The organism is Candidatus Nitrospira salsa, assembly GCF_965152625.1.
This window is the reverse complement of sequence record NZ_CBCUCO010000004.1, coordinates 953,268-969,459: the sequence shown is the minus strand read 5'-3', so window position 1 is coordinate 969,459 and position 16,192 is coordinate 953,268. Positions and strand designations below refer to the sequence as shown.

Sequence of the window (16,192 nt, the reverse complement as noted above, 5' to 3'; positions counted from 1 at the left end):
TACGCACACCTATGACGATTCTCCAACAGTCTTTAATTCGAGCTCTAAAGTCACTCCGGATTTTTGCGATACGATGCGCCGAATTTTCCGAATGAGACGCATCACATCCCCTGCCCGGGCTTGACCCACATTGACGATAAAATTTCCATGTTTCGGGGATATTTGAGCATCGCCAATTCGAGTCCCTTTCAGTCCTGCCTGTTCAATTAACGATCCTGCAGACTGTCCTTGAGGATTCTTAAACACTGAACCGGCATTCGGCAATGTCAGCGGTTGAGTTTCCTTCCGGTACCGAAGATAGTGCTTGGTGAGTGACTCCACCTGCTCCTTCGTGGTCTGAGTCAACTGAAACCATGCCCCGACAATGACGCGCTTAGGCACACGGGCATATCGGTAAGCAAACGATAACTTTGACGCGTCAATGCATTTACGTATTCCAGCATCTGTTACGAGTTCTATCGCCGTGAGCACATCCCGCATTTCCCCAAGCTTCGTTCCCGCATTGGTGATCACGCCCCCTCCCACTGTGCCAGGAATACCAGCAGCCCATTCGAGGCCTGACAACTGATGACGAGTGGCATACCCTAATACCGTCGGCATACGCGCACCGGCCTGAGCATAGAGCACATGATGGGGTTCAAGCCGAATTTGGTTGAGTTGTTTTAGTTGAATCACAATACCTCGAATTCCTCGATCTCGGATCAACACATTCGTGCCGCCCAAGACAAACACCGGCACGTTGCCCATTTTGGCCTGGCGAACAAGCCGACATAGGTCGTCAACATCAGCTGGAAAGACCAAAGCATCAGCAGGCCCACCAATCTGCAAGGATGTATAGGCGGCCAAGGGCTCATGAAATTTGATTTCTCCATTAATACCTTTCAGCACTTGTCGAAAAGACCGTCTATCAAATACGTCGGTGTGCCCCATTGCGTCATAACAACATGCGGCTATGAGAGACTCGCTAACAAGTCTTTACCAAACTTCCAAATGTCTCCAGCGCCAAGCGTGATGACGACATCACCCGGCTGTAAATTCTTTTTCACCTGCTCAACAAGATCCGAACTTCCATTGACCCAATAAACCGAAGCATGCCCGGCTCCCCGAATCTTATCCGCCACTAATTCTCCTGAAATTCCAGGAATCTCAGCTTCTCCTGCTGGATAAATATCGGTCACATAGACGTCATCTGCCTGTTCAAACGCTTTAGAAAATTCATCAGCGAGATCGCGAGTCCTCGTGTAACGGTGCGGCTGAAAGACAGCCACGACTCGACGATCCCATGCCGACTTTGATGCCGCAAGCGTGGCCCGAATTTCTGTCGGGTGATGACCATAATCATCCACCACCATAATCCCAGCCTTTTCACCTCGTATGTGAAACCGCCGCTCGACTCCCGAAAAGGCGGCCAACCCATTTCGTATGAGGTCCACCGACACATCCAATTCCAACGCAACGGAAATAGCAGCCAACGCATTCGACACGTTATGACTGCCCGGAATGGGTAGACGAAACGGCCCTAATTTTTTCCCTCGAAAATGTGCACGAAATTCAACGGCTCGATCATTCGCTTTCATATCCGATGCATAGACATCTGGCGTGAGCGATCCGCCAAAGTCATGCAATCCATAGGTTTGATACCGTTTCGTTATCTTCGGAAGGAGACCGCGGACCCACTCATCATCTGCACAAAGAATGGCCAAACCATAAAACGGAATTTTATTAATGAATTCCAAAAAGGCTTCTTGAATGCCTTCCATAGTCCCGTAATAATCAAGATGCTCACGATCTAAATTCGTGACCACCACAATTGATGGGGAAAGACGAAGAAACGACCCATCACTTTCGTCAGCTTCGGCAATCAACAGATCACTTCGCCCAAGACGAGCATGTGTCCCAACGGCATTCACTTTCCCGCCAACGACAAATGTTGGGTCAAGCCCTGCTTGCGCCAAAATCGTGGCGACCATTGACGTCGTTGTGGTTTTCCCGTGAGCACCCGCAATCGCGACGCCATATTTCAACCGCATCAATTCGGCCAGCATTTCAGCTCGTGGAATAACTGGAATGACTTTCGCTTTTGCAGCTCGGACCTCCGGGTTAGAGTCCGGAACCGCGGAGGAAACCACCACGACTTGCGCGCCTTCCACATTCGATTCCTGATGACCAATGAACACTTTCCCTCCGATCGCTTCCAAGCGACGGACTGTATCCGATTGATTCATATCGGACCCAGACACTTTATAGCCTAAGGTCAGCAGCACTTCGGCAATCCCGCTCATGCCGCTTCCCCCAATTCCTACAAAATGAATATTTTGAATTTTCCTAAACATAATTCCTCTTTCCGCCCTCGGCGACGCGTTTCTCGTCTTACGCCATCGAACGCATCAAGTGCTGACATTCCTGAATCATGAGCATGGTCGCATCAACCTTACGACCGTCCAGGCTTTTCGCACTCATTTCTTCCAAGCGTTCTGGCTGACTCAAAAGTTGTTCAATCTCTTGAGCCAGGCGTTCACCCGTGAGCTCAGATTCGAGAATGACCGCCGCTGCCCCCGTCGCCTCCACGGCCCTTGCATTTTTTTCCTGATGGCCATGTGTCGCGTGAGGGTATGGGATCAAAATTGATGGTTTCCCACAGGCCGCCAGCTCCGCGAGCGACCCTGCCCCCGATCGCGAGACCACGAGATCAGCTGACTTGAGTACCTGAGGCATGTCATACAGGAAGGGCACAACCTCCACCTCGAACTCGGATTTTTTGTAAGCCGACTGTATCCGTTCATAATCAGACACACCGGTTTGATGTATGAAGGAACACGTGTCCTGAAGAACAGAGGAAACTCCAAGTGCTTCGACCACGGCCGTATTAATCGCCTTCGCCCCCTGACTTCCTCCAAATACCAACACGATTTTCTTCTGTTGATCCTGTCTCTTTTCCGTCTTTTGAAAAAATTCTTCTCTCACCGGAGTTCCCACAATCCGAACTTTGGCACTGTTAAAATGCTCTTTGGCTGTGTCAAAGGCCAGAAAAACACGATCAGCAATCGGACCTAACACTCGATTGGCTAATCCAGGCACAGCATTCGGCTCCATGATGATGCGACGGATGCCCAACAAAGCTGCTGCAAAAACCACAGGCGGACTAAAATACCCGCCGGTTCCAATCACCAAGTCTGCCGATCGATCACGCAGAATTTTCATCGACTGCCAAATCGCTTTGGGAAGCAACAGGACACTTCGTACACCACCCCAGACTCCAAGGCCCACAATCCCCTTGACATCAATATGGGCTACAGCAAACCCTTCATGAGCTAAAATAGTGTTTTCTAAATGTTTTCCAGATCCGACAAATGTGATCATATTCTCAGGATTTTGTCGTTTAAATTCTTTTGCCAGAGCAATGGCGGGGTACAAGTGACCTCCCGTTCCCCCTGCCGCAATGACGATGTTCTTGGGCACCATTGACGTTCACCACCTACACCAACCGCAATCCCAGAACGCCTGACATCCACTGAGTCACTAAATTTTCCCTACTCGTTGACGAGCCACGCTGAGTAAGAGCCCGACAGCCATCAAACTGGTGACAAGCGAGGACCCACCGTAGCTTACAAACGGCAGGGTTAGCCCTTTTGTCGGCAACAAACCGCTGACCACCCCGGCATTCATGAGCACTTGGATACCAAGTAAAAACGTGACACCAAGAGCGAGATACCGGCCGAACATGTCAGGTGCCTGAGCCGCAACGCGAAACCCTTTCAACAGCAAGACCACGAACAACCCAAGAAAACAAAATGTTCCAACGAAGCCCAGTTCCTCTCCGATCAAAGCTAGAACAAAGTCAGTATGGGCTTCCGGAAGAAAACCACGTTTTTGCCCACCAAGCCCCAAACCCTGCCCAAACACCCCTCCATTATTAAAGGCAATAAACGATTGAAGAAGTTGATGGCCGGCACCCAGAGGATCGGCTTCAGGATGTAAAAAACTCGTGAGTCGCTCCAACCGTTCCGGAGAATTGACGATTAAAGCCGCTGAAGGAGGCAACACCACCAAGGCTATGGTCGACAGGTGAAGCAAGCGAGCGCCGGCGACATACAACATCCCAATCAATACCAACCCTAAAACGACTGGAGTCCCAAAATCTTCAAACACCAGTAAGCCACACACCACACCAACGACGAGAATAGGCTGAAACAATCCGTCCTGCCATTTGGTGATTCGCATGTCTGACTTTGCTAAATAACTGGCCAAATATAGAACGACAACCAATTTACTCAACTCGCCAGGTTGCATTGAGAACCAAGAGAGATCAAGCCACCGCCGTGCGCCGTTATTCTCCACACCAGCAACTAATACGAGCGCCAATAACGCCAGACATCCAATGAGAAGCCGAGGGATATAAGGCCGCAACACGGTGTAGTCTATACGAGCAATGAAGAACAGTGCGCTAAACCCTATCGCCAACCACATGGCTTGCCGAAGGAAAAATAAGGTTGTAGAGGACTCAAATCTCACGTTAGCGGTATACCCGCTCGCACTAAACACGGCAATCAGACCGCCGAATGCCAATACAATCGTCACACCAAGAATGACCCCATCGAGTGAACGGAAAAAGGTCGATCGATGCGGTTGATCAAATAATCCAGCCCAATTCGGGGTCATGGTCGACATGTTTTTTTTGCGAAAAACGATTGCTCCCATACGGGTTCCAATATTCATGATAATTCGTGAACCAGCCGTTTAAATTCTTTCCCACGATGGTCATAGTTTCTGAACATATCGAAACTGGAACAGGCAGGAGAAAATAAGACGACATCGCCAGCAGTCGCCTCTTTTCGGGCATACCCAATGGCTTCAGAAAGACTTTTGGCTCTCATCATCGGCCTGACGTCATTCAAAGAACTCATGATGCGCTGAGCCGCTTCGCCGATGACAATGACCATTTTGACGTTGCGTTGAATCAGGTCATGGAGTTGTGCAAAATCTCCGCCTTTATCTTTCCCTCCAATGATCAGAAGAATCGGCTCATCAAAGCTGGCGAGAGCTTTTTTTGTCGCATCAACGTTCGTGCCTTTTGAATCGTTATAATATTTGACATCTTGATGATCACGAACAAACTCCAGGACATGTTCCGCCCCATAAAACGAACCAAGGACCTGACGGATACAGTCGAGTGGACATTCGCACAGAAGACCAACGGCCGTCGCGGCAAGTACATTAGCCAAATTATGGTCACCTCGCAGGGCAATCTGCCCTCGCTCCGCCACCGTATAATCCACACCATCAATCCTGGCCCTGACGGCGGATCCCTCCATCCACACGCCAGCAGTCAACGAACGACCAAGACTACATGTGACGACCGATGAGGGAAGAGATTCGGCATGCGCTGCAATAAGAGGATCATCCATGTTGATGACGGCAAAATCTTCCGCCGTTTGATTGCGAAACATCTTCCATTTTGCCGCCTGGTATTCATCAAAAGAGGCATGACGGTCAAGATGATCCGGAGTGACATTCAAAATAGCCGCAATCCAAGGATGAAAATGCTGAATGGTTTCGAGTTGAAAGCTTGACGCCTCGACGACTGCATAGTCATATGGCAAATCCGAAGACGCACGGCCCCCTTCCTTTGCCGATAGATGAACTAAGACAGCCTCAGACAACGGTACCCCCAGATTTCCACCAACGAAGGGGGTCTTTCCACTGGCTTGCAAGAGTTCTCCTATCAATCTCACGGTTGTGCTCTTCCCATTCGTCCCAGTCACAGCAATAATGGGAATTTCTAAAAACCAACAGGCCAACTCCATCTCCCCAATGATCGGAATCCCCTGTTGTTGAGCAGGCACGAGGGCAGAATGATTGATAGACACTCCAGGACTGAGGACAATCCAATCTACCCGCTCCAGAGCGGTCCCCCACTCTTTCCCGGTAACAAATCGAATAGATGCTTGCGTCAACGTGGAGATTGATTGAGAAAGCGCTTCTTCCCCCTGCTCATCGACAATTGTCACATTCGCCCCAATTGCCTGCAGCAATCGCGCCGCGGCCACACCGCTTTTCCCCATGCCGACGACGGTCACGACTTGACCGCGAAGATTAGGACATCCAGGCTTCATGGTGTCATTGAGGGAAGGCATCGTATGTGGATATTCCAAGGTCGCTAACATAAAAAAGTACTAGCGAAGCTTTAAGGTACTGACACTCAAGAGTCCTAAAATAATCGCAATAATCCACAGACGGACCACAACCTTAGGCTCCTCCCAGCCTTTCATCTCAAAATGATGATGAAGAGGTGCCATCAAAAATATGCGTTTGCCGCGTGACTTGAATGACAGCACTTGAAAGATGACGGACACGGCTTCCATAACAAACACCCCCCCCACGATCAGGAGCAACAACTCGTGCTTACAGACCACGGCCACAGTTCCTAAGGCCGACCCGAGCGGCAAAGAACCTACATCACCCATAAAGACTGAAGCGGGATAGGTATTAAACCAAAGAAAGCCCAGACTGGACCCCACTATAGAGGCTGTCAATACGGACAATTCTCCAGCACCTTCGATATGGGGAATCAACAGGTAGTCAGCAATCAACTTATTTCCGACCGCCCACGCCACGATCGTATATGCCATGGCCGCGATGACCGTTGGTCCGATGGCCAAACCATCTAGCCCGTCCGTTAGATTGACAGCATTCGAGCACCCGACAATCACTAATATGGCAAATGGGACATAGAAGAGACCAAGATCAGGCGTGAAATTTTTAAAGAACGGGACACTCAATTGGGTCGAATACCCTGGTGAAAAATAAAAAAACATGGCGATCGCCAATGCCACAGCTCCCTGACAAGACAACTTCTGCACGGCGGTCAGTCCTTGTGAGCGACCTCGAAGAATCTTGATGTAGTCGTCAACAAATCCAATCAACCCAAATCCCACAATCGCTAACAACACCAACCAAATATAGAGATTTCTGACATCGGCCCAAAGCAGTGTTGTTAGAAGAACGGAAAAGATAATGAGTATACCTCCCATTGTCGGCGTACCCGTTTTCCCTAAATGACCACTTGGGCCATCATCTCGAACCCGCTGACCAATTCCCAATTCTTGGAACTTTTTAATCATGGGTGGCGCAAGAACAAACGCGATCAGAAACGCCGTAATCGCCGCATAAATCATGCGAAAGCTTAAATACCGAAAAACATTGAAGATGGCATATTCAGTGTGGAGCGGATACAGCCAGAGATACAGCATAGATGAGACCTAACGTAAAATTTGACACACCCTGTAGTGACACCAGCAACGAACCATGCTCAACTCTTGTTAGTCCGCGCCATGAGATCTAAAACTTTTTCCATTTGTACACCACGTGACGCTTTGAGCAGTACGACATCCCCGCGACGGACGATTTTCCGCAATACACCTGCCGCATCCGACACATGTTGAACGTGACAGACGGTAGACGCGGACATTCCCTCTTTCCTTGCCCCATCCGCCAACATGGCTCCGAGCTTCCCGCAGGTAATGAGATAGGCAATGTCTTTCCTGGCCACATAGCGTCCAATCTCTTCATGAAATGCTGATTCGTCTACTCCTAATTCTCGCATTTCCCCCAACACAGCAATTGCACGTTGCCCAGGCGCCAGCTCAACGAGCAAATCAACGGCAGCTTCCATTGAAGCTGGATTAGCGTTGTAGCAGTCATACAGAAAGGTCACACCCTTCACACGATGAATTTGCGACCGCATCGAAGCCGCATGCATCTGGCTCAAGCCTAACGAAATATTCGCAGTTGAAAGTCCTAAGGCATGGCCCACCGCTGCACCAGCCAGGGCATTCGAAACATTATGGTTGCCTGCCACACGCAATTGAACATGAAGAGAGCGGGTTCGTTTCGGAAGATGGAGACGGAACGTCGAACCGCGTGGCTGCACTACCACGTCGCTTGCTCGCACATCCGCATGAGGAGAAAATCCATACGACAATACTGGGCAGGACGCTTGTCGTGCAAAACGTTGAAAGTAGGCATCGTCAGCGTTCAATACGGCCACGCCATCAGAAGGAAGGGCCGGCAGCAGTTCCGCCTTGGCACGAGCCGAGGCATCGACGGTTCCAAAAAACTCAAGATGATCAGGACCGACATTGGTAATCACACCAACTGTCGGTTGCGCTAATTCACACAGTCTGGTTGTTTGCCCTTCTTGATCCACTCCCATTTCAATCACGGCCGCCTCGTAACGACGCGATACCCGCAATAAGGTATGTGGGACTCCAATACTGTTATTAAAGTTCCCTTTAGTCTTAAGCGTACGCCAACGTTTGGCCAACACATGACTCACCATTTCCTTGGCTGTGGTTTTCCCATTACTCCCTGTTACGGCAACGAGAGGAATGGAAAACCGGCGACGATGATACGAAGCGAGATCTTGATATGCGCTTAGAGTGTCATCCACCCCAATCACAAACGGTGACATAGATGAATGCGTTCGTGATCGACGTCGTATCCAGGGTGATAGTGATGCCCACGCGGTTCGTGAAATCATCGCACCGACAGCTCCCTCGTTCATCGCGCCTTTCACAAAACGATGTCCTTCAAAATGTGGACCATTTAACGCCACAAACAGATCTCCTTGACGAACCTGGCGGGAATCCGTCGTCACCCCTCGAACCCGAGCTCGAGAAGTCGGCCACAACACCTCACCTCCAGTTGCTTGAACAATTTCTTCCATCGTAAAGGAGGCCATGAAGCCAAGACCCTTCGCTATTTCAACCGAAGTCGTTGTCGTAGAGCTTTACTGGCAACTTGACGATCATCAAAATCCAATCGGTTCGCCCCAACAATTTGATAATCTTCATGTCCCTTCCCGGCAATCAGCACAATATCGTTTGACTCTGCGGCATCGATGGCCGTCTCAATAGCCTCTCGACGGTCAGGAATCATTCGATAGTCTGAGCGCATCGGTTGGGGAATTTTAAAAATTCCTGCTTCAATATCGTGCAAAATTTTCATGGGATCCTCAGTTCGAGGATTATCTGACGTCAGAATTGCAAGGTCACTATGCCGAACGGCCACCTGCCCCATCTTTGGGCGCTTTCCAGTATCACGGTCACCACCGCATCCAAATACCGTAATGATCTTGGTTTTCTTTAAAGACTGAGCGGCTAATAAGACCCGAAGCAGTGCATCTTCCGTATGGGCATAGTCCACGATGACCGTAAAGTCTTGTCCCTGATCAATACGTTCAAATCGCCCCGGAACATTCTTGACCGATGCTATTGATGATTCGATGGCCTGAGGCGACAAACCCAACTCCAGTCCCACCCCTATCGCGGCCAACACGTTATACACATTATGTTCGCCAACCAGTTGACTGCGGATGGACAACGCTCCATGCGGAGAGTTCACCTGAAACTGCGTTCCATCAAGCGAGAAACCGATATCACATGCTTGAATGTCGGCATCAGCGCGAAGACCATACGTCCAGACCGGCACATGACAATTCCGAACAAGTTTGACACCCCACAAATCATCTACATTCACCACGGCTTTCTTCGGAGTCGCCTTGTGATTTGGCATCAAGAGTTCGGTGAATAGTAATTGTTTCGCTTCAAAATACGTTTCCATATCCACATGAAAATCAAGATGATCTTGCGTCAAATTCGTGAACACCGCCACATCAAACTCGCATCCCGCCACCCGCCCTAATGCCAACGCATGTGATGAGACTTCCAAGATAGCCGCATCCAAGCCTGCTTGAGTCATTTCCCCCAACAGCTTTTGCAACTGCACCGCACCAGGAGTTGTGTGAGAAGCCGGATAGAACTCTGACCCAATAAAATACCCGACCGTTCCAACGACACCAGTTTTCTTCCCTCCACCTTCAAGCAGCGCACGAATCAAGTGCGTCACTGTTGTTTTCCCGTTGGTCCCTGTCACTCCAATCATGCTGAGGTGGAGAGAAGGATCTCCATGAAGACGCGAGGCCAAGACGCCAAGTGTATGCTTTGAATCTTTTACAATGACGACGGGAGAGGATGGATCCTTGGTAGAATTAATCTTCTTATCTAGACTTTTCGATACAACATCTTCCAGAACGATCCCGGCTGCTCCATTGGCCCAAGCCTGCGCAGTAAAACCATGACCATCGACCTGCGTTCCCTTGACTGCGACAAACACGCTCCCTCTCTTCACCTGTCGAGAATCATCGGTGACATCCAAGACTTCTGCATTGAGGTTACCTTTGGTATCGAGAGGGTGAATCGGCTGAATAAGTTCGGCAAGCGTCATAGCTAATGAATGTCCGCTTAGTACAATCCTGCGACTTTCACAATTCCACCGTCTTTTGGCATCACCTGCAGATGACGCAGGGCTTTTCCCGCAACTTTACGAAATACCGGCGCGGCAACCTCTCCACCGTATCCTTTGCCCTCCGGTTCATCAATAACGACAAGGATCGCGAGTTGAGGGTCTTCAGCTGGAACAAAGCCCACAAAAGATCCAATGAATTTTGTTCGCGAATAGGTTTTTGTTTGTGGATCAACTTTCTGAGCCGTACCGGTCTTTCCCGCCACAGTGTAATCGAGCAACGCCGCATTCTTCCCCGTCCCTCGTGCCACCGCGTTAGTCAACATCGCCTTCACGGCTTCCGCAGTTTCATAAGAGATTGGATTACGTCGTATCTCCATTTGCTGATTCAAGACCACGTTTCCTCGGGAATCCTCAACCTGTGCGACAACAAATGGACGAAGCAGTGAGCCTCCATTGGCCACAGCCGACATCGCCGTCAAGAGTTGAATGGGCGTGACGCTCACGCCTTGCCCAATCGCTAAAGATGAGAGAGTTCGGGAATCCCACTTTTCAACCGGCAGCAGCCTGCCTGACGATTCACCCGGTAAGTCAATTTCTGTTTGTTCGCCAAAACCAAATGCTCTCAAACTTTGATAGACCCGTTTTTCCCCTAGAGCGTATGCCATTTTTGCCATGCCGATATTACTGGAATGCATGATGACCTCGTTCAGCGTCATCCACCCATGCTTCGAAATATCATGCATGTTGGTTCCAGCTATGGGCATCTTGCCCTCGCCGCAATAGATTAACTCTTCTGGGCTCGACTTACCTTCTTCAAGAGCTGCCGCGGCAATCACGGCTTTCAATGTCGATCCCGGCTCATATGGATCAGTCACCGCACGATTGACGTAGTGATCTCTCGACCAATTCTGATAATGATTCGGATCGAACGTAGGGCGAAGTGCCCATGCGAGCATGGCCCCGGTCCTTGGATCCATAACGAGAACCGCCCCTCGCTTGGCCTTGGCCTGATTCATGGCGTCGTCCAATTCTTGCTCGGCAATATATTGAATCACTTCGTCGATCGTCAGGGTCACACGGTAGCCCTCGTGCAGACGCTGCCCGACGTCATGAACCAACGCAATCCTGCCTCTCGATGCATCTCGCTGAAACTGAACAATCTGTTTCTGACCCCGTAAATACGAATCAAAACGCCATTCCAGCCCCTCCAACCCCTGACTATCTTTCCCGGCAATCCCCATCAAATGCGCCAAAGCCGTACCCTTGGGATAAAAACGATGTGATTCCATTTTCACCGTAATACCAGGCAAGGCCAACGCCTGAACAGACTTCGCTTCTGGATCTGTCAACTTGCGCTTTAATTGAATGTTTTTCTTTTTCTTCTGCAACGTACGAGTTAAGGATGAGATGGGAATATCCAAGATGGGAGCAAGTGTTCGGGCAACCAGCGCATGATCTTGAATTTTGGCCGGCTTTGCATACACGGATGGCACCCTGGCATTGATGGCATAGGTACTTCCGTTTCGGTCAACAATGACACCTCGACTTCCCTTCACTTCCACATTTTCAAAATGTTGCCCGCGCGCTTGAAGTGCCCCCTCATTCGCTTGAATAACTTGCAAAAAAAACAGACGTGAAAAAATCACAACAAACCCGACCAACAATCCAAAACACACGACGGCTGTTCGAAACCGGCAGACCTGGTTCACATTTGCGGCATTTGGGTTCATCGTTCAGTCCTTCAGCTATTGACCTTGCGCGAGCTGCATCGCCTTTTGAGGAGGCACTCCATTTCCTGCAATCGCCGTTTCAGACGCCACCATCACAATCTGACCAGGCTCAGGCATCTCCAACTGAAACCGTTCTTTCGCAGCCTTTGCAATCTTCTGAGGAGCCGTGAGTTGCGAGAGTTGAAGCTGCAAGGCTTCTCGTCGATATTCAAGGGCAATCTCTTGCTGTTTTAATTGTTCAATGTCGTGTCCGACTCGCATAAGGTCCACCCGCATCCACACATACAACAGGCCAATCGCACCAAAAAACACGACCATCATCGTAAAACCACTTCGCTTCATACGCCTTCTTCTCCCATCACACGCTCGGCGACTCGCAGCTTTGCACTTCGTGACCGGGGATTACGTTGCTGTTCCTCGCGTGTTGGCGTGAGCGGCTTCTTGGTGAGACGAGACAATTGCGGACTGGGCTTCGCGGATAACTCACGAAACGTCTGTTTCACAATTCGGTCCTCTAGGGAGTGAAACGCTATGACGCACATTCGTCCACCAGGCCCCAACAATGAGCTGGCATCACGCAAGACATCAGCCAACCCGTCCAATTCCCCATTGACGGCTATACGAAGAGCCTGAAAAGTTCGTGTTGCACAGTGAAGACGTCCTCGTCTGGCAGGAATAGGAATGGCACGTCGAACGATTTCAGAGAGACGACTCGTGGTCGTAATAGGCTCTTGCCGCTCTTGTACGATGGCACGAGCAATTCTCCTTGCAAATCGCTCTTCGCCATATTCACGAAGCACACGCTCCAATGCCTTTTCAGGAATATGCACAAGAAATTCGGCCGCCGTCGGCCCAACCGACTGATCCATTCGCATGTCCAAGGGGCCATCTTTCATAAAGCTGAACCCGCGGTCTGCCTGAGTCAATTGAGGAGAGGAAACCCCAAGATCAAACACAATGCCGTCAACACGTGAAAACCCGGCCTCGATAGCTATGGATTTCAATTCCGTAAAGTTTGCATGTCGGAGTTCCACACGATCTTGAAAAGGCGCAAGAGCACGACGGCCCCTCTCAATCGCTTGAGCATCACGATCTATACCTAATAGTTTCCCGGTATTTCCGCTAGATTCAAGAAGCTTTTCTGCCATCCCACTCATTCCCAGTGTGCAATCGATATACAGTTTGCCTGGAGCTGGAGAAATCCAGTAAAGTATCTCATTTAAAAGGACAGGGACGTGTTCATGCTCAGAATCTAGGCACTTCTCAAATTTTCCACTTTCATTTTCAACCATTCAATTTGTTCCCACATCTCGCCACTTCCACTCACAACGCATTATACGGTGTTGCCTGAAGTTGTCAAGGCACAACCTTTGGACATTTAGGAAGTTTTAGATACCAAAGTAGGCCTTTCCAGGCTCAGCGAATGCGGGAATTTCATGCATGAAATATAAGTAAAAATACTAGATATTTGCAGCTTATTTTGAGTGGGATGTACAACTGGCCAGAAGCACTGTAAGGGCATTTAAGGTTACCGTACAGCTCTAGACTGGCACGTCCAAGACGGCTGAACGCCTTCAAGCACTGTTCATGGTCTTCCGTAATCTGCAAAATTTACAGAACAAACCTCCTCTTCCATTTTGTCAAATGACCTTCATATGAGAAAGCTTGTAATTCCCTGCCCGCGATCAACACCTCAACACAAAGACTCAATTCTCAATCTATGCCTCAGACTATTATCTCAAGAGATACTCAACGTATCCGCTCCTAGAGTCAGAAATGGCCCATAAAACTTCCCCACTGACTCCTCCCTATTCAAACAAACGCCTTTCATATCAGAGAATCAACGAGTTACAGCACGAGCAGCGAGGCCACCATTCCACAACTCCCCTGTGGCATGTGAACTGCAGACAATAAGAATGTAACACTCAACTCTTAAAAGAAATCATCTTACTTCAATTCGTGAGAGGAGTGAGAAGGGTAAGAAGAGAAAGAAGACTCAGAAAAAGAGAAGACAAAACTAATGGATATTTCCAGCTATCCAATATGCACGAATACAAAGGAGCAGCAGCGTACGTTCGTTGAGATAGACAGGCATAGCTGTGACTTCTTCAGTCATACAGCAGGAGGAGATTGACCATGAAAACTTCATATCAATATTTACAGCAATATCTTTATCTCGCTTCGATCGTACCTCTCATCGGATCACTATCTGGCTGTAGTACCGTTGGGCAATGCATTGCGTGGGAAGAAAGACCGATTACGCACAGCATCTGCAGTACAGGTTCAACACAGGACGGGTGCGGCGTATCCCACACCACCAATACCTATACGACATTTGAAAAAGTTTGCACAGCGCGACTTGCTCCAGACACTACAGAATTCATTGCGCAAAGGCCATCTCCACGATAATCCAACGTGACCAACATTAGGATGACTACGGTTAGACGAAATCCGGCAATGGGCAATCCTCTACCTGGACATGACATGATTACGATTTTTCAACAATACGTCGATAAAGAAATTATGCATCGCTCTCGTTCACGCAGAGACGAATCTACGAACCACACAACAGGAGAAGACCGATCATGAAAACGTTATCCAATCTTCTACACCATTATCTTCGCAGCGCCGTCGTCATGATCCTCTTTGGGCTTGCGTTCTTGCTTCACAGTTGGAAGCAGTTTCGTTTAGGAAGGGATTCCAGCGACGCATAGCGTTCAAACAATCGATCCAGCAGACGTCGGGCCAAAGCACCTTACAGCAAATGAACTCGGATCATGGCATACAACATGTTCGAGCACATCGCTAACAAAATGGCTTCAAAACTACATCCTTCAAGATTTCCCTCGCCTTTTATCTCAGAAGCCTTCTTGCAACGTTTGAATTTCCCTCAGCGTGCGAACAGATGCTTGTTACCCCCACAGACTAGTGAAACGCCTTGTTGGTGAAAATTCAGGTCCCAAACTCATCAGTCTACTCGCATGAGATATTTCATCCAGCACACACGTTGACGCGTTGGGAATGCAGGGGAAAACCAACGCCCCCATTAGTGAACATGCACAGGCCCACGACTTTGCGATTCCTTTTAAGGAAAATGATTCTCGACCACGTATGTTTGCCTATTGTGCACCGCTCAAAGTTTCTTTCGCTCATTGTTTGTGACACTTGCAAGGTTGCTGTTTGCAGTGCATCCTGACTAAGGATGATACAGAGCTTCAGACATAAGGGGCTGAAAAAGTTATTTGAAAAAGGTGAGGCAAAAAGCATTCGTCCTGATCACCTAGAAAAAGTGGAAAATATTCTCTTCGTGTTAAATCGTGCTCGCAAGTTTGAAGATATGGATTTACCAGGATTTAGGCTGCTCCCTTTAAAAGGAACCTTGAAAGGGCATATGCAGTGACCGTTCGGGCAAACTGGCGCGTGACTTTCCGTTATAAAGAAGGGCACGCACATGACGTGGATTTAATCGACTACCATTAGGAGGTCAATATGCGTATGAAGACTCCTCCGCATCCAGGAAGAATTGTTAGACAGGAATGCATTGAGCCGCTAGGGTTGACCATCACCGAAGTGGCAGAGCGACTTGGCGTCACCCGCCAAACCCTCGATAAACTCGTCAACGGCAAAGCAGGCATTTCGCCGGAAATGTCCATACGGCTTTCTAAAGCCTTCGGCAGTAGCCCCGAGATGTGGCTTGGATTGCAGATGGAATATGATCTGGCTCAAGCTGAAAAAACTGCCAACAGGATTAAGGTGAAAAGAATCGCACCCAAACACGCGATGGTTTAATCGATCGCTTCAAGCAACGGCGGGGCCGTCGGCATGGCCAACCAGCCCGTTCCGCCTCATCCCTAGGCACTCATAAATAAAAAAGGAGAATGTCCCCTTTTTCCGCGCGTTTTAAAATTTCGGCCTTGTCGCGAGAGTAAGCTGCCACGACCAATAGTTCCAGGACGTTGAGTAGCCCGGTCTCCAAACGCTCACCTAATGTGAAACGTCGAGCCCTCGGAAACTTGTCCAGTTGTGGAATGAGCCTAAGAAGGGGTTCATGGCACGACTGCACGGCCTGAGGAACATGTCCTCCGGATTCATGGTGAGCTTGTCGAACCATGTCCCACGTCGCTTAGCTTTCCTCACCCTTCGACATGCTCAGGGTG

16 protein-coding genes are annotated in these 16,192 nt (G+C 49.3%); 4 read left to right on the top strand and 12 right to left on the bottom strand.

From position 1 onward, the window contains the following. Positions 1-9 precede the first annotated feature (9 nt). From murB to rsmH, 11 genes are read right to left on the bottom strand one after another with little or no spacing between them, the layout of a single operon-like run. Positions 10-930 carry a UDP-N-acetylmuramate dehydrogenase gene (gene murB, locus ACWQXP_RS18465; protein ID WP_454064328.1) on the bottom strand — a complete coding sequence of 307 codons (921 nt, stop codon included), beginning with the start codon at positions 928-930 and terminating at the stop codon, positions 10-12. A gap of 20 nt (positions 931-950) precedes the next feature. Then, entirely contained in the window at positions 951-2,333 is a 1,383-nt protein-coding gene (gene murC, locus ACWQXP_RS18460) for a UDP-N-acetylmuramate--L-alanine ligase (protein WP_454064327.1), read from the bottom strand. Positions 2,334-2,370: 37 nt separating this feature from the next. Continuing rightward, positions 2,371-3,462, bottom strand: coding sequence for an undecaprenyldiphospho-muramoylpentapeptide beta-N-acetylglucosaminyltransferase (gene murG, locus ACWQXP_RS18455; RefSeq protein ID WP_454064326.1), 1,092 nt, complete (start codon positions 3,460-3,462; stop codon positions 2,371-2,373). Positions 3,463-3,519: 57 nt separating this feature from the next. Next, complete coding sequence (gene ftsW, locus ACWQXP_RS18450; RefSeq protein ID WP_454064325.1) at positions 3,520-4,716, bottom strand: putative lipid II flippase FtsW; 1,197 nt, start codon at positions 4,714-4,716, stop codon at positions 3,520-3,522. Next, the gene (murD, locus tag ACWQXP_RS18445) at positions 4,713-6,134 is read right to left on the bottom strand and encodes a UDP-N-acetylmuramoyl-L-alanine--D-glutamate ligase (RefSeq protein WP_454064324.1); all 1,422 of its coding nucleotides are present in this window, start codon (positions 6,132-6,134) and stop codon (positions 4,713-4,715) included. Before murD ends, ftsW begins: the two co-directional genes overlap by 4 nt. 39 nt (positions 6,135-6,173) lie before the next feature. Beyond that, positions 6,174-7,250, bottom strand: a complete 1,077-nt coding sequence (gene mraY / locus ACWQXP_RS18440) for a phospho-N-acetylmuramoyl-pentapeptide-transferase (RefSeq protein WP_454064323.1) — start codon at positions 7,248-7,250, stop codon at positions 6,174-6,176. Positions 7,251-7,309: 59 nt separating this feature from the next. Next, a complete protein-coding gene (locus tag ACWQXP_RS18435; protein ID WP_454064322.1) occupies positions 7,310-8,740 on the bottom strand; it encodes a UDP-N-acetylmuramoyl-tripeptide--D-alanyl-D-alanine ligase in 1,431 nt (476 codons plus the stop codon). A 17-nt stretch (positions 8,741-8,757) separates the two neighbouring features. Next, the gene (locus ACWQXP_RS18430; protein ID WP_454064321.1) at positions 8,758-10,284 is read right to left on the bottom strand and encodes a UDP-N-acetylmuramoyl-L-alanyl-D-glutamate--2,6-diaminopimelate ligase; all 1,527 of its coding nucleotides are present in this window, start codon (positions 10,282-10,284) and stop codon (positions 8,758-8,760) included. A 17-nt stretch (positions 10,285-10,301) separates the two neighbouring features. Next, positions 10,302-12,035, bottom strand: coding sequence for a peptidoglycan D,D-transpeptidase FtsI family protein (locus tag ACWQXP_RS18425; protein WP_454064320.1), 1,734 nt, complete (start codon positions 12,033-12,035; stop codon positions 10,302-10,304). 15 nt (positions 12,036-12,050) lie between these two features. Beyond that, the gene (locus ACWQXP_RS18420; RefSeq protein ID WP_454064319.1) at positions 12,051-12,377 is read right to left on the bottom strand and encodes a hypothetical protein; all 327 of its coding nucleotides are present in this window, start codon (positions 12,375-12,377) and stop codon (positions 12,051-12,053) included. Then, positions 12,374-13,327 carry a 16S rRNA (cytosine(1402)-N(4))-methyltransferase RsmH gene (rsmH, locus tag ACWQXP_RS18415; RefSeq protein ID WP_454064318.1) on the bottom strand — a complete coding sequence of 318 codons (954 nt, stop codon included), beginning with the start codon at positions 13,325-13,327 and terminating at the stop codon, positions 12,374-12,376. Before rsmH ends, ACWQXP_RS18420 begins: the two co-directional genes overlap by 4 nt. 844 nt (positions 13,328-14,171) lie before the next feature. Here rsmH and ACWQXP_RS18410 point away from each other — a divergent pair. From ACWQXP_RS18410 to ACWQXP_RS18395, 4 genes are all read left to right on the top strand, one after another. Beyond that, positions 14,172-14,444 carry a hypothetical protein gene (locus tag ACWQXP_RS18410; RefSeq protein ID WP_454064317.1) on the top strand — a complete coding sequence of 91 codons (273 nt, stop codon included), beginning with the start codon at positions 14,172-14,174 and terminating at the stop codon, positions 14,442-14,444. Between the two features lie 176 nt (positions 14,445-14,620). Further along, positions 14,621-14,749, top strand: a complete 129-nt coding sequence (locus ACWQXP_RS18405) for a hypothetical protein (RefSeq protein ID WP_454064316.1) — start codon at positions 14,621-14,623, stop codon at positions 14,747-14,749. Positions 14,750-15,237: 488 nt separating this feature from the next. Next, positions 15,238-15,435, top strand: coding sequence for a type II toxin-antitoxin system RelE/ParE family toxin (locus ACWQXP_RS18400; RefSeq protein ID WP_454064315.1), 198 nt, complete (start codon positions 15,238-15,240; stop codon positions 15,433-15,435). Between the two features lie 89 nt (positions 15,436-15,524). Further along, the gene (locus ACWQXP_RS18395) at positions 15,525-15,824 is read left to right on the top strand and encodes a HigA family addiction module antitoxin (protein ID WP_454064314.1); all 300 of its coding nucleotides are present in this window, start codon (positions 15,525-15,527) and stop codon (positions 15,822-15,824) included. A 70-nt stretch (positions 15,825-15,894) separates the two neighbouring features. Here the strand turns inward: ACWQXP_RS18395 and ACWQXP_RS18390 are convergent, their stop codons facing one another. Further along, a complete protein-coding gene (locus ACWQXP_RS18390) occupies positions 15,895-16,146 on the bottom strand; it encodes a hypothetical protein (RefSeq protein WP_454064313.1) in 252 nt (83 codons plus the stop codon). Positions 16,147-16,192: the final 46 nt, after the last annotated feature.